Raw genomic sequence first — 14,106 nt, 5'->3', positions numbered from 1 at the left:
CCTTTATCGGCGGTGTCGGCTATCTTGGGATATTTTTTAGTGGTTTGGGTGTTACATCATATTCAAGTGAATACGTATTTAGCCATATTAATACCCATAGCATTTTCGTTCTTATATATCTACCTATTCCGGAACATACAAAACATAACTATTTTAACTAAAGCAAAACTCAGTTATAAAACGCTTTTTGTAAGAGCGTTTTTTGCGGCTTTAATTATAATAGTAATTACAAGCGTTCCAAAATTTGTTGGACCAACTTGGGCTGGATTGTTTTCTGCTTTTCCTACTACCCTATTTCCATTAATGCTAATTATTCACATTAGTTATTCTACAGAACATGTACACACCGTTATTAAGAATGTGCCCATTGGTATGTTTTCACTAATTATTTACTCCTTAACCATTTCTATAGTGTACCCATTATACGGTATATATTGGGGAACATTAATGTCTTATGGCGCTGCTACTGCTTACTTATTAATCTATACAAAAATTAAAAAGACCATAGAAAAGCAAAAAGGATTACCTCTAAGAAAATAGTATAAGGCAGTAAACTTAATCCAAATCGCGTTTAGCAGGAATAACATTTTGAAATGTTGGAGCATTTTCAATAATTCGGGCAGCTCCTTTTTTATTTATTTTAAAAGAAACATCTTTAGTTGTTGTAAATAAAATTACAGATGAGAATGAGGTTTTAAGATAAGGTTTTAAATACTCAAAAGCTTCTTCTAAAGTAAGCTCTGTTTCTTCATCTTCGGTTTCTTTAGACTGATAACGTAACTTTACTAAAACCTTAAAATCGGCATCTGCAAACACTGGTCTAACAAATATATTCTTCAAATTAGGTTTACCAATGGTCTTTGCCATAGTTAATTTAGCAAAAGTCCCGTCTTGAGCACTACGTGTTACATGTTCCCAAAAAATAACAAATTGATCTTGATAAGGCATAAATTAAAGATTAATGATATGGTTTTATAGACTTGCAAATTTAACGTTAATAAGTGAACGAATCTATAACACCTCAACGAATAAAGTGAACAAGATTAAAAGTAAATCGTAATTAAATTGAAAACAGCACACGGCAACAGTCTATATGTATATCTGAATATTTAAATACTAAATCTGAAGAAAAGATTGATAGTATTATATTTAGCCAAGGGGCGTTGCAATTTTGCTTGTCATTTATTTTATTAAAAAATATTCACATTCAAAATTGCAACCTTTACACAATCATAGTGTAACTTAACCTCTCTCAGCTTAAAAGAGCAAAATTTATTAAATTTTAAACCCAAAAAGTATTAATTCATATACTAGAATTAACGCTGGAATTATTTCTTTAAGTCTACGAAATAATCAAAAATCTCTGGTACATTTCCGTTACCCATATCTGCAGCTACAGCAGCTTGTAGATTAGAAGATGTTGCTTCAGCAATTGCAGAAGTAGATCCAAGATCATTCATCATTTGTACAAAGTATCCAAGATCTTTGTTAGCGTTGTTAATAGAGAATCCTAAATCACTTACGTTATCTACAGCATAGTGCTTACAGAATTTCATAAATGGAGAGTTTGAAGGACCAGCAGACATAATATCAAATAACTGTTGCGTGTCTACACCTGCTAATTTAGCCGCTGCAAAAGCTTGAGACATTGCAACTACAGTTGTCATTCCCATAAAGTTATTAATAAGTTTAGTGGTATGTCCAGCACCAAGAGCTCCTAAATAGAATACATTTTCACCTTGTTCATCTAAAACAGGTTTTACTTTCTCGAAAGTGTCTTTGTCACCGGCAGCCATAATGTTAAGCAATCCGTCTTTTGCATGTGCAGGAGTACGCCCTAGAGGAGCATCAATCATACCAGCACCTTTTTCAGCAAGGTCTTTACCAATCTTTTTAGTAGAAGCAGGAATAGATGTTCCGAAATCAATCAAAACAGCACCCTCTTTAATACCAGCTAAGATACCTTCTTCACCATATACAATTTTTTCCACAACAGCAGAAGTAGTAAGACAGAACATAATAATGTCACTCTTTTCAGCTAATTCTTTTGGAGTAGCAGCTTCAGTAGCATTACCGCGGGCGATAACTTTTGCAACTTCGTCTTTATTAAGGTCCATTACTGATAGCTCGAAACCTCTTTTTTGAAGATTTTCAACCATATTACCTCCCATAAGGCCTAGTCCGATAAATCCGATAGTGGGTTTTTTCATGTTTAAGTTTTTTTATTTATAAAATATAGATACAAAGATATGCATCTGTAAGTAAAATAGCTAACTAGGGCCCAAAAAACAAAGTGATACCTTTATAATATTTTCCGGTTTTAATTTTATAAAAGGTATATCCTCAATATTTTATCCTTTAAATATGAATTATAGTGCGCCTTTACACACTTAACCTTTAGTATTTAATAGTAAAAGAATTATATTGTACATTTGCAGCCATATGCAAATTAAAAAACTTACAGATTGGTTACCAACGACTAACAAAGAAGTTAAACTTCGAGGTTGGGAAGAACTTGACGTGATATTATTTAGCGGAGACGCTTATGTAGATCATCCATCGTTTGGACCTGCAGTTATTGGTCGTATTTTAGAAAGCTACGGTTTAAAAGTAGCTATTGTTCCGCAACCTAGTGTGAACGATAACTTACAGGATTTTACAAAACTGGGAACACCAAAATTATTTTTTGGAGTGACTGGCGGTTGTATGGATCCTATGGTAAGTAATTATACGGCAACCAAAAAACGTCGTGATAACGATGCCTATACACCAAATGGAGATAAAGGGTTTAGACCCGATTATGCAACCTCTGTGTATTCTAATATTTTAAAAGATAAATTTCCTAATGTTCCTGTTTTAATAGGTGGTATTGAAGCGTCTTTACGTCGTGTTACACATTACGATTATTGGAGCGACAAATTAATGCCAACAATTTTAGAAACTTCTAAAGCAGATATGTTGGTTTACGGTATGGGTGAACAACCTTTACGTGAAATTGTAGAACTATTACAAAAAGGGGTCCCGTTTTCTAGCTTGAAAACAATTAAGCAAACCGCCTTTTTAATAGATGAAAATGAAGCACTTCCAAAGAATAAAAACTGGGAAGATGTAGAAATTCAATCGCACGAAGTATGTTTAAAAGACAAAAAGAAATTTGCTTCGAACTTTAAAATAATCGAACAAGAATCTAATAAGCTTAATGCCAACAGGATTTCGCAAAAAGTAAATAAGAAAACATTAGTTATTAATCCGCCTTTTCCAACCATGTTGGAAGCCGAGATTGATGCTTCGTTCGATTTACCATATACCCGATTACCGCATCCAAAATACAACAAGCGTGGACCAATTCCTGCGTTTGAAATGATTAAGTTCTCTATTAACATTCACCGTGGATGCTTTGGAGGATGTAGTTTTTGTACCATTTCTGCACATCAAGGAAAATTTATTGCGAGTCGTAGTCAGGAGTCGGTTTTAAAAGAAGTCGATAAAGTGGCAAACATGCCAGACTTTAAAGGGTATTTATCTGATATTGGCGGACCTTCTGCTAACATGTACAAAATGGAAGGAAAAGTACAAGCCATTTGTGATAAATGTGTGGCTCCTTCTTGTATATCGCCTGTAATTTGTAGCAATTTAGATACGTCTCACAAACCATTAACAGAATTATATAAAGCTGTAGATAAACATCCTAAAATAAAGAAATCGTTTATTGGTAGTGGTATTCGTCATGATATGTTAGTGCCTGAGTTTAATAAAAACGCAGATCCAAAAGAATTAGACGATTACACGGAAGAAGTGATGACAAAACATATTTCTGGACGTTTAAAAGTTGCTCCAGAACACACGTCAGATCCCGTTTTAAAATTAATGCGTAAACCATCCTTTAAATACTTCCATAAGTTTAAAGAACGTTTTGATAAAATTAATATTAAAAAGGATTTAAAACTTCAATTGATTCCGTATTTTATTTCGAATCATCCAGCTTGTGAAGTTGAAGATATGGCAAACCTAGCTGCAGAAACCAAAGATATGGGCTTTCAGTTAGAGCAAGTTCAAGGGTTTACACCAACACCTATGACGGTGGCCACAGTTATTTACTATAGTGGTTATCATCCGTACACCTTAAAACCAACTAAAACGCCTAAATCTAAAAAGGAGAAAGACGATCAGCACCGATTTTTCTTTTGGTATAAACAAGAAAATAAAGATTGGATTAAAAAGACCTTAAATAAGGTTGGCAGAACAGATTTATTAGATGTATTGATACCAGAAAGCAAAGACAATAAAAACAATAAAAGCTGGAAAAAGGTAGACTTAAAACCGGTAAAGAATACGTTTGATGATGCTGTACCCGCAGAATATTCTAAACCGTCTAAAAATTCTTTCAGAAAAAAGAAACAATATTCCAAAAAGAAACGCCGTTAAGACGTTAGTATAATACAATAATAAACCTCTGATTCATTGATTTGAATTAGAGGTTTATTTTTTTCTACCTAACCCATCTCCCATTATAATCAAAGTAAATGCTCCAAACCTTATAAATTGTTTTAGCTCTCAAACAACTCCGAAAAGTCAATAGCATTTTTTTGTCTATTTTTATAACATTAAGTGCTTTGTATAGTATACCATTAAAACGAATTTTAGGTTCAGGCTTAATCAGTTTTAATTACGAACTAAAACGTACAGTCACACTTACCCCTTTATAACATGAAAAAACTTTCAATCTTAACATCTTTTAGTATCATTTGCCTTTTTCTAGCGTCATTTCATAGTATTGCGCAGAGTGACATTTTAAAAGAACTGAAAGACATTGCTATTATAGACCAAAAAGTAATGATCCCCATGCGAGATGGTGTTCGATTAGCCGCAGATGTATACCGCCCTAAGACCGATAAAAAGGTACCTATTATTTTTGCGCGTACACCTTATAATTTTAATAATTGGGTAGACGGTAAAGAAATCACCACAATTCGAGTTAAGAAAGCACTAGAAGCCGTTAAAAGAGGGTATGCCTATGTTGTACAAAACGAACGCGGACGCTATTTTTCTGAAGGTGAATGGGACATTTTAGGTGTACCTGTAACCGATGGTTACGATACATTTACGTGGATGAAAAACCAACCGTGGTCTAATGGTAAAATAGGAACTTATGGTTGCTCATCTTCTGCAGAATGGCAAATGGCAGTAGCCGCATTAGATCATCCGTCTCATGCCGCAATGATAGCGCAAGGTTATGGTGCAGGTATTGGCCGTATAGATGATATTTACGAGCAAGGTAATTGGTATCGTGGCGGCGTGGTACAAATGTCTTTTATGGCTTGGTTATATCGCGTAGAGCATGATAAATTTAAACCCCGAATTCCTGAAGGAGCAACACAAGAAGATTTAATTAGAATATCTAGATTTTACGATTTAGATCCAGAAAATCCGTATGTTGATTTCGCGGAAGCTTTTAAACATTTACCCATACAAGATGGTATTAAAAATATAAATGGAAAAAGTGAAATTTTTGATAAAATGATTCGTCGTAAACCCAATGATCCTGCATGGTACGAGGGCGGCCTTTATCATGACGACATGGAAATTGGTGTCCCAAGCTTTTGGTTTGCTTCTTGGTATGATATATCTATAACACCTAATCTGGCTTTATTTAATCATATAAGAAACACGACCAAAGATCCTGAAATTAGAGACAATCAGTATTTAATAATTTCTCCAAACTTACATTGTGGTTTTATACGAGGAACAAGTGAAAACACCATGATTGGGGAACTAAATGTGGGTGACGCAAGATTGAATTATAATGAACAGATGTATGCTTGGTTTGATTTCTGGTTAAAAGGAGAACAAAACGATTTTAAAGACAAAACACCTCGAGTACAGTATTATACTATGGGAAGTAATAAGTGGCAAGGCTCAGAAGTTTGGCCACCTGAAAATGCAAAACCAACAACTTACTATTTAAACAGCAATGGTAACGCCAATAGTCTTTATGGTGATGGCACATTAACAACAACAAAAGTAAAAACCGATAATTCGGATAGTTTTACGTACGACCCGATGTTACCAGTGCCTTCTTTTGGCGGCACTCCATGTTGTAACGACAATATATTAAGAGGTGGCGCATTCGATCATCAACAAACAGAAATTAGAGATGATATTTTAATATACACCACAGATGTTTTGGAAGACGGCATAGAAGTCACTGGTTTTATTGAATCTACGTTATATGTATCTTCTGATGTAAAAGATACCGATTTTACCATAAAACTTATAGATGTGCATCCTGATGGTAAAGCTTATAATTTAGATGAAACCATACAACGTGCAAGATATCGCGAAGGCTACGATAAAGAGGTATTTATGAAAAAAGGTAAGGTGTATAAAATAGATTTAACACCAATGTCTACAAGTAACTATTTTAAAAAAGGACATCGTATTCGTATAGAGATATCTAGTAGTAATTTTCCGCGTTTTGCAAGAAATTTAAACACTGGAGGAAATAATTACGATGAAAAAGAAGGTATAGTGGCTCATAATAAAATACATCATTCGTCTAAATACCCATCACAAATCAGTTTACCCATAATCACGAAATAAGCGATTATAAAAAATAGTGACACGTTTAATTTAAAACTCAAAAGGCAATAAAAAAAGAACACCTTCCTCAAAAAATATGTGCAGTTTGTAAACGTCCTTTTAGTTGGCGTAAAAAATGGAAAACCAATTGGGAACACGTTAAATATTGTAGCGAACGTTGCAGAAAAAATAAATGAAAAGCATTAACTTAATATTTCCACATCAATTATTTCAAGAATCTCCACTTTTTGAAATTGATGCACCAATGTATTTAATTGAAGAGTATTTATTTTTTAAACAATACCCCTTTCACAAACAAAAAATTGCATTTCATAGGGCAACCATGACATGTTATGAAGATTTTCTTTTGACCGAAAAGAAATTCAAAGTGCATTATATAGATGCTATTGATAATCTGTCTGACATCAGAAAATTAATACCGGTATTAAAAGAACAAGGCATTCAGCATATAAATTATATAGATCCAACAGATAATTGGTTACAGAAACGGATAGAACAAGGGTGTTCTAAACATAATATTTCAACAACCATGCTCCCCTCTCCTTTGTTTATAAATACAAAAGAAGAACTCTCTGTATTTTTCAAGAGTGACAAAAAAAAGTATCATCAAACCACATTTTATACAGAAGAACGTAAAAAACGACACATACTTATAGATGCAGATGGGCAACCAACCGGTGGAAAATGGACTTTCGATGCAGAAAACAGAAAGAAATATCCAGCTAAAAAAACGCCGCCTTCAATTCAGTTTCCTGAAACAGATCAGTACTATGTTAATGCTGTAAAATACGTAAATAAACACTTCGATAATCATCTAGGACACCTCACAGAATACCAAATATATCCCACAAATTTTAAAATAACAAAAGATTGGCTATACCAATTTTTTGAACAACGCTTTATGGAGTTTGGTATTTACGAAGATGCTATTGTTGCAGAAAACTCTATACTTAACCACAGCGTTTTAACTCCCATGTTAAATATTGGCTTAATAACACCAAAAGAAGTTATTAATTCCTGTTTAAGCTATACTAAAAAACATAACATCCCTATTAATTCTACCGAAGGTTTTGTAAGACAAATTATAGGTTGGCGGGAATTTATTAGAGGTGTTTACGAAACTAGAGGAAGCGAAGAACGCACCACTAATTTTTGGGCATTTAAAAAGAAAATACCTACGTCCTTTTACAACGGCACAACAGGAATACCTCCAATAGATCAAACCATAAAAAAGGTATTACAAACTGGATATTGCCATCATATAGAACGATTAATGATACTCAGTAATTTTATGTTGCTTTGTGAATTTGATCCCGATGAAGTCTATAAATGGTTTATGGAACTCTTTATTGATGCTTACGATTGGGTTATGGTTACCAATGTGTATGGAATGAGTCAGTTTGCAGACGGAGGTTTAATAGCAACTAAACCTTATATTAGCGGTAGTAATTATATCATGAAAATGAGTAATTACAAAAAAGGAGATTGGCAAAATATTTGGGATGGTCTGTTTTGGCGATTTATGCATACGCAACGCGATTTCTTCTTATCGAACCCTAGGTTAGGCATGTTAATACGTATGTACGATAAAATGCCTGAAGACAAACAACAAAAGCATTTAGAATACGCTAATAATTATTTAAATAGTTTAAAATAATATCATGACACAAGAACATCACATATTCAAATTTAATAAAACGGCAGACATTACATCATGGACAACGGTTAATGATGTTGTTATGGGCGGAAATTCTTCTAGTCAATTTTCTTTAAATGAAAACGGATACGGTGTTTACGAAGGCGATGTGTCTTTAGAAAACAATGGCGGATTTGCTTCTGTTAGATATCGTTTTGATGCTCTAGACACCAAAGATTTTTCAAAAATTAAACTAAAAATTAAAGGAGACGGGAAACGGTATCAATTCAGAATAAAAGACAAATCTACTAACAAACATGCGTATATAACCTATTTTAACACCTCAACAACATGGGATATTGTCGAATTCGATTTAGAAGACATGTGCCCAACTTTTAAAGGTCGTAAACTAGATCTTCCAAATTTCGATATGCAAAACATAGAAGAAGTCGCCTTTTTAATCGCCAATAAAAAAGCAGAACATTTTAAATTAGAGATTGCATCTATTATAATTAAATAGAAAGTAAGTCCATATAAAACTGCCAAGCGCACTATTAGATCATGTATAAAACCGATCAAATATTTTAAACTTTATTTTTATTAAGACGTTAAAGAAACGTATAAGGTTCAATAGTCTCTTTAAAGTGTAAATCCTATCTTAATGCCACCCCATTTATAAGCATTTCCGCTTTCATACTCCTTTGTAATCATGGAGCGCGAATACTCAAAATACAGTGTTTTAGTTTGTAAGACAATGCCATAATTTAACTGTCCTGTAAATCGCTCAATATTTTCAGCAGAAATGGTATATACACTCTGCTTATTAAACATGCCGCCCTGTAGTGTGGCATCATACCCTATTACATTTAGCATAGGTGTTGCGTAAGCATAAAGTGAAAAATCTTTCTTATTAATCAATGTTGTAAATGGCGAATTTATATGCCCCAATGTGGTATTAAATCCGATAGATCCATTTGTAAAGAGTGTTCCAACTTTTACATTTACCATAGCTTGAAGCGAAAAAATATTACTGAATCTTACAAGTTGTTTTTCATAACCAAGCTCATAATTAACTACAATATCATTCTTAATTTGGTGTCGCCATCCTAACGGTATTTTATTTCCTGTTGCTTCATGAATTCCTACTTGCATCTCTTCTCCAAAGGCAGCAGGTCCGATAATCCCTAAACTAAAAGACGATGTAAACCGTCTTTTTTTTACTTGATCTGTAGCAATTATAAAACTTTTAAGCATAATAGCCGATGCAAATGGTCGATCTCCAAATTGAATTTCAGGGAGTTCGTAGTGATTAGGCGTGTATCCAATATGCTCTAAAGCCAAGCCATAACGTAACTCAGAGTCTTCAGGTTTATAAAACAGAGAGTTAATGGGGTTACGTTTAAAAAAAGGAGAAACGAGTTCAAAGCTATAACCTTGCGTATAATTTTCATCGGTAGCTGCAAAATAGTCATTGTCATAATGAAATCTAAAGTAAGTATCACTTTTAAGGTCTCTAAATGAAGTTAAATTATCAATTTTTTGAGCTTTATATTCTGGTAAACTTAGTATTGAAATAATACAAATAACGATAATGTTCCTCATACGTATTTATACGAAAAAATATCAATCTGGGTTTTGTATTATAAAAAACGAATAGAGATTTCTAACTTATCCATTTCCATAAGTTAACAAAACATTACAACCATATACAATTCCTATTTCGTAATTTTATTAGATTAAGTACTGTAAACGCAGAAAAAAAATAAGAATCATGGGAAAGAAAGTAGCAGACCAAATCGTTGAAATGTTGGTTAATAATAATGTAAAAAGAATATATGCAGTAACGGGAGATAGTTTAAACGAATTAAATGATGCTGTAAGAAGAAGCGGAAAAATAAAATGGATTCATGTTCGTCATGAAGAAGTTGGTGCCTATGCAGCTGCCGCTGAAGCAGAATTAGACGGACTAGCATGTTGTGCTGGAAGTAGTGGCCCTGGACATGTACATTTAATAAATGGTCTTTATGATGCTAACCGCTCTGGAGTGCCTATTATAGCTATTGCATCTACAATTAACACGCCCGAATTTGGTGTAGATTATTTTCAAGCTACAAACACTTACAAATTATTTGACGACTGCAGTGTTTACAATGAATTAGCAAGCACACCAAAACAAGTTCCGCGTATGTTACAAGCTGCCATTCAAAACGCAGTACATAAAAAAGGCGTTGCTGTATTTGGATTACCAGGAGACGTATCTTCCATGCCTGCCGAAGAAAGTGCCACTTCAATGTACAACTTTCATGGCGAAACTATTTTAAGACCTTCAAATAACGAGATGCTAAAATTTGCAGAGCTCGTTAACAAACACCCTAAAATTTCAATTTATTGTGGTATAGGTGCGCAAGAAGCACACGATGATATTATAACACTTGCTGGCTTATTAAAAGCCCCAATTGGCTATTCATTTAGAGGAAAAATGGGCATGCAATACGATAATCCGTACGAAGTAGGTATGACAGGCTTACTTGGTGTACCCTCTGCATTTCATGCCATGCATGAATCTGATGTGGTCATTCTATTAGGAACAGATTTCCCTTACGAACATTTTATGCCTGTTAAAAATAAAATTATTCAGGTAGACGAAAAACCAGAACGCTTAGGAAGACGTGCCAAATTAGAAATCGGACTTGCAGGAAAAATAACAGATACTGTTACAGCTTTACTTCCACTAATTAAAGAAAAAGAAGACGATAGCTTCTTAAAAGCTCAATTAGAATTTTACGAAAAAGTCAAAGAAAATTTAGATATCTATGTCAAAGAAACGGGCACTGAAAACCATATTAGTCCTGAATATGTAGCGACTACAATTAACGAGATGGCTAATAACGATACCGTTTTTACTGTAGACACCGGAATGTGTTGTGTATGGGGTGCTAGATATATTGACGGTACTGGGAAACGTAAAATGTTGGGCTCTTTTAATCATGGTTCTATGGCAAATGCTATGCCTATGGCTATAGGAGCACAATTAGCCTATCCAGAACGTCAAGTAGTCGCATTTTGTGGCGATGGCGGTCTCTCAATGCTATTAGGCGACTTAGCAACCATAAAGCAATATAATCTTCCTATAAAACTGATTGTTTTTAATAATCGATCATTAGGTATGGTACAATTAGAAATGCAAGTAGAAGGCTTACCGAATAATGAAACGGATATGGTAAACCCCGATTTTGAAATCATCGCTCAAGCTATGGGATTTAAGGGCATTTCAGTTAACGATCCTAAAGATGTGAAACTCGCATTAACAGAAGCATTTGCTCATAATGGTCCGGTGTTAGTGAGCGTATTCACTAATCCTCAAGCCTTAGCAATGCCTCCAAAAATGGAATTCGATCAAATGAAAGGGTATACATTATCTATAAGTAAAATGATTTTAGGCGGACGTATGGATGAAGTACTAGAAATGGTTAAAACCAATTACAAGCACATGAAAGAAGTCTTTTAAAACTTAAACATTTAAAGGAGAATTGGGATGGTAAAAACACGAATAAAACTGTAACTTAACAGCTAATAAACATTCATAATAATTATCTTAATGAATAAACTCGTATTACTTTTCCTTTTAATGTCATGCTTAATTTACGGTCAAGACATAGATTACAACAACACTTACTCCGATTTTGACAATGGCAAAACGTATTATGTATTCGGAGATAATGTTGCTTTTAGATCTGAGGCTGATAAAAACTCTAAAGCTTTAGATGCGTTAAAAATAGGTTCTGAGATAGAAATTATTGAAAAATCTGAACAGACTCTAATCTATAACGGCGTAGAGTCTCATTATTACAAAGCAAGATATAATGGGCAGATAGGATATATTCTAGGTGGTTTAATTTCGCTCGGTAAGAAAGAAATGGGACCTTCTAAATATTTCTATACTTACGGCAAAAAAGATGATACTTATTACATTATAATTAGACATGTAAATGAACAATTAGATATACACGAAGCTATTACAGATTTAAGAACAAACGACTTTGCTGTAGAAGTTTACGACAATAAAGGCATTGAAGGAATTCAAAATATAATCTTTGTAAATTATTTAGCTGAAGCTTGCGCAGTTGAAGGTGGAGGTGTTTACTTTTTTCAGGTGAATAGTGAGATGAAAAAAGTATTTACTATTTCTCAGGTCTCGGACGCTGGTGTATACTGGTTTTTTGAAGAACTTATATTTCCTGTAGATGAAAACGGAGTTAAAGATAAAATAGTGTATAAAAAAGAAAGTGGCTCTTACCAAGATGAAGCTACACATTGGGTTGAAACGAATACGGTAAGCCGAGAATTAGAATGGAAAGACGGTACTATAGTGCCTAAATTAGAAACCGAATTTTAAATTAAAATATTAGTATAAAAAAAGCGAAAACAGATGTTTTCGCTTTTTTTTATAATGAGAGTGTAGTAAAAATTTATTTTATGGTAATAGGGAATTCTGCAACCGTAGTATCCCAACCTATTTTAAGGTGAACCGTGTTTTCAGAAGCTTCGTATAGCGCAATAGATAAGTTCTCTATCTCTTTGTCACTTTTTGTAATAGGCACGCTTAAACTAGCAATATCCAGGCTTGGTTCGTAACCGTAATTTCCCCAGCCGTCTAAATCTGTATTTAATTTTAAAGTCCACTCCTTTTCTGTTGGAATAATAATGATGGTGTAACGTCCTGCTTTTATATCTTTTCCTGCAAATTTAACATCATTCATAAATAGTATTTCGGTAGACTCGTTAGCTCCAACTCTCCAAGGTTGTCCGAACTTTAAAAGTTCTCCAAAAACTACTCTGCCTTTTTTAGCTGGACGAGAATATGTAACACGAATTTGTGGTGTTAAAGCCGCTTTTTTAGCTGCATCTTTTTCAAAAATACGATCGTGAGCAGATTTTGGAGGAAAATATGCACGATCCATGGTACTTTTATCCATTTTTTCAAACTCTTGTGCGTTTACAGTCGTTCCTGCTAATACAATTGCGGCAATAAGTAGTATTCTTTTCATTCTATTATTTATTTAAATTAATTACGTTTTCTGTTTTTATCTTAGAAAGTTCTTTCAGCGAATTCGCTTCATAAAGCTTTGGTAAATCTTTTAAAGGTGTACCAACAGCCGCTTCATAATTTGTGTAATCCTGAAACGTAATCCCATCTACTACGCTTTTATTGTATCCCACTCTAAATCGCACACCACCTTCATTCACACTATAGTTATAAGCTAAGAAATCTATCTTTTTAGTTTTGGTATTTATCCAATAAAAATAATGGTCGTCATGATCTTCTCCCCCACCTTCTTCATCAAAAGTCACTTGTATAGCATAATAATTTTCACCTTTAACTGTAATCTTTTCTATAAGTTTAGAGTTTACGGCTTTGTCACTTAGTTTATAAGGAAGTGTAGCAAAATAGATAACAGAATTTATAGCTCCAGTGCCAACAGCAATATCTTTATCAGATAACTCTACTACGCTACCATTAACAGATCTAGAGAAATCTCCGCTTTTTAACACATCTACTATTAAAGAATCTCCTTTTTTATAGGTCTTAGTATATTCGTAATTAGATTTATCGTTTTTAAATTGAAAGGTGTTTTTTCTAAAGACAAAAGAATAATTAGCAGAGTCGTACAAATCACCTCCATGAGCTTCAATAGATTCTTGTATTATTTTTTCAGATTCTGATAAGGAAACTGGAATTTCAGATGGATCTGGAATTGTATCTTTAGTAACCTCTGTAGAGATTACTTTCTTTTTTTCGGTAGATTGACAAGACGCAAATAAACCAATTGTAAAAATGATTAAAACTAATTTGAGTGAACGCATTAATG

General features: G+C 33.7%; 13 protein-coding genes. 8 read left to right on the top strand and 5 right to left on the bottom strand.

Going from position 1 to position 14,106, the window contains the following annotated elements; translation table 11 throughout:
- Positions 1–540, top strand: a 540-nt coding sequence (locus AST99_RS18665) for a hypothetical protein (protein WP_198151368.1), incomplete at its 5' end; no start/stop codon positions are given.
- A 15-nt stretch (positions 541–555) separates the two neighbouring features.
- Here the strand turns inward: AST99_RS18665 and AST99_RS01390 are convergent.
- Entirely contained in the window at positions 556–948 is a 393-nt protein-coding gene (locus AST99_RS01390; RefSeq protein WP_057778351.1) for a hypothetical protein, read from the bottom strand.
- A gap of 380 nt (positions 949–1,328) precedes the next feature.
- A complete protein-coding gene (locus AST99_RS01385) occupies positions 1,329–2,210 on the bottom strand; it encodes an NAD(P)-dependent oxidoreductase (RefSeq protein WP_057778349.1) in 882 nt (293 codons plus the stop codon).
- Positions 2,211–2,442: 232 nt separating this feature from the next.
- Here AST99_RS01385 and AST99_RS01380 point away from each other — a divergent pair, with 232 nt between their 5' ends.
- The 5 genes from AST99_RS01380 (at position 2,443) to AST99_RS01365 (ending at position 8,756) form a co-directional block, all read left to right on the top strand.
- On the top strand, positions 2,443–4,425 hold the full coding sequence (locus AST99_RS01380) for a YgiQ family radical SAM protein (protein ID WP_057778347.1): 1,983 nt from the start codon (positions 2,443–2,445) through the stop codon (positions 4,423–4,425).
- A gap of 282 nt (positions 4,426–4,707) precedes the next feature.
- Complete coding sequence (locus tag AST99_RS01375; protein ID WP_057778345.1) at positions 4,708–6,600, top strand: CocE/NonD family hydrolase; 1,893 nt, start codon at positions 4,708–4,710, stop codon at positions 6,598–6,600.
- Between the two features lie 47 nt (positions 6,601–6,647).
- Positions 6,648–6,776: a DUF2256 domain-containing protein gene (locus AST99_RS18410; protein ID WP_083495566.1), complete on the top strand. Its 129-nt coding sequence runs from the start codon at positions 6,648–6,650 to the stop codon at positions 6,774–6,776.
- Positions 6,773–8,257 carry a cryptochrome/photolyase family protein gene (locus AST99_RS01370; RefSeq protein ID WP_057778342.1) on the top strand — a complete coding sequence of 495 codons (1,485 nt, stop codon included), beginning with the start codon at positions 6,773–6,775 and terminating at the stop codon, positions 8,255–8,257. The genes AST99_RS18410 and AST99_RS01370 overlap by 4 nt, the downstream gene beginning before the upstream one ends.
- A gap of 4 nt (positions 8,258–8,261) precedes the next feature.
- Positions 8,262–8,756 (top strand): CIA30 family protein, encoded by a 495-nt coding sequence (locus AST99_RS01365; RefSeq protein ID WP_057778340.1) that lies wholly within the window; start codon positions 8,262–8,264, stop codon positions 8,754–8,756.
- 119 nt (positions 8,757–8,875) lie between these two features.
- On the opposite strand, the gene AST99_RS01360 is transcribed toward AST99_RS01365, so the two are convergent.
- Complete coding sequence (locus AST99_RS01360) at positions 8,876–9,838, bottom strand: lipid A deacylase LpxR family protein (protein WP_057778339.1); 963 nt, start codon at positions 9,836–9,838, stop codon at positions 8,876–8,878.
- Positions 9,839–10,007: 169 nt separating this feature from the next.
- Here AST99_RS01360 and AST99_RS01355 point away from each other — a divergent pair, with 169 nt between their 5' ends.
- Both AST99_RS01355 and AST99_RS01350 read left to right on the top strand, forming a co-directional pair.
- Positions 10,008–11,744, top strand: a complete 1,737-nt coding sequence (locus AST99_RS01355) for a thiamine pyrophosphate-dependent enzyme (protein ID WP_057778337.1) — start codon at positions 10,008–10,010, stop codon at positions 11,742–11,744.
- A gap of 90 nt (positions 11,745–11,834) precedes the next feature.
- Positions 11,835–12,632 carry an SH3 domain-containing protein gene (locus AST99_RS01350; protein WP_157486273.1) on the top strand — a complete coding sequence of 266 codons (798 nt, stop codon included), beginning with the start codon at positions 11,835–11,837 and terminating at the stop codon, positions 12,630–12,632.
- Between the two features lie 73 nt (positions 12,633–12,705).
- On the opposite strand, the gene AST99_RS01345 is transcribed toward AST99_RS01350, so the two are convergent.
- Positions 12,706–13,284, bottom strand: a complete 579-nt coding sequence (locus AST99_RS01345) for a DUF2911 domain-containing protein (protein WP_057778333.1) — start codon at positions 13,282–13,284, stop codon at positions 12,706–12,708.
- 4 nt (positions 13,285–13,288) lie between these two features.
- On the bottom strand, positions 13,289–14,101 hold the full coding sequence (locus AST99_RS01340; RefSeq protein ID WP_057778331.1) for a DUF6503 family protein: 813 nt from the start codon (positions 14,099–14,101) through the stop codon (positions 13,289–13,291).
- Between the last annotated feature and the right edge of the window lie 5 nt (positions 14,102–14,106).

Origin of the sequence: Formosa algae (assembly GCF_001439665.1) — a bacterium.
GTDB classification, from domain to species: domain Bacteria; phylum Bacteroidota; class Bacteroidia; order Flavobacteriales; family Flavobacteriaceae; genus Formosa; species Formosa algae.
Note: the sequence above shows the minus strand (reverse complement) of the source record. Positions and strands in the feature narration are given on the sequence as shown.

Excerpts from the sequence above, each read along its gene's own strand:
- AST99_RS01370 (WP_057778342.1), top strand. The coding sequence starts at position 6,773 with ATGAAAAGCATTAACTTAATATTTCCACATCAATTATTTCAAGAATCT.
- AST99_RS01350 (WP_157486273.1), top strand. The coding sequence starts at position 11,835 with ATGAATAAACTCGTATTACTTTTCCTTTTAATGTCATGCTTAATTTAC.
- AST99_RS01340 (WP_057778331.1), bottom strand. The coding sequence starts at position 14,101 with ATGCGTTCACTCAAATTAGTTTTAATCATTTTTACAATTGGTTTATTT.
- AST99_RS01365 (WP_057778340.1), top strand. The coding sequence starts at position 8,262 with ATGACACAAGAACATCACATATTCAAATTTAATAAAACGGCAGACATT.
- AST99_RS01345 (WP_057778333.1), bottom strand. The coding sequence starts at position 13,284 with ATGAAAAGAATACTACTTATTGCCGCAATTGTATTAGCAGGAACGACT.
- AST99_RS01355 (WP_057778337.1), top strand. The coding sequence starts at position 10,008 with ATGGGAAAGAAAGTAGCAGACCAAATCGTTGAAATGTTGGTTAATAAT.
- AST99_RS01375 (WP_057778345.1), top strand. The coding sequence starts at position 4,708 with ATGAAAAAACTTTCAATCTTAACATCTTTTAGTATCATTTGCCTTTTT.
- AST99_RS01390 (WP_057778351.1), bottom strand. The coding sequence starts at position 948 with ATGCCTTATCAAGATCAATTTGTTATTTTTTGGGAACATGTAACACGT.
- AST99_RS01380 (WP_057778347.1), top strand. The coding sequence starts at position 2,443 with ATGCAAATTAAAAAACTTACAGATTGGTTACCAACGACTAACAAAGAA.
- AST99_RS01385 (WP_057778349.1), bottom strand. The coding sequence starts at position 2,210 with ATGAAAAAACCCACTATCGGATTTATCGGACTAGGCCTTATGGGAGGT.
- AST99_RS01360 (WP_057778339.1), bottom strand. The coding sequence starts at position 9,838 with ATGAGGAACATTATCGTTATTTGTATTATTTCAATACTAAGTTTACCA.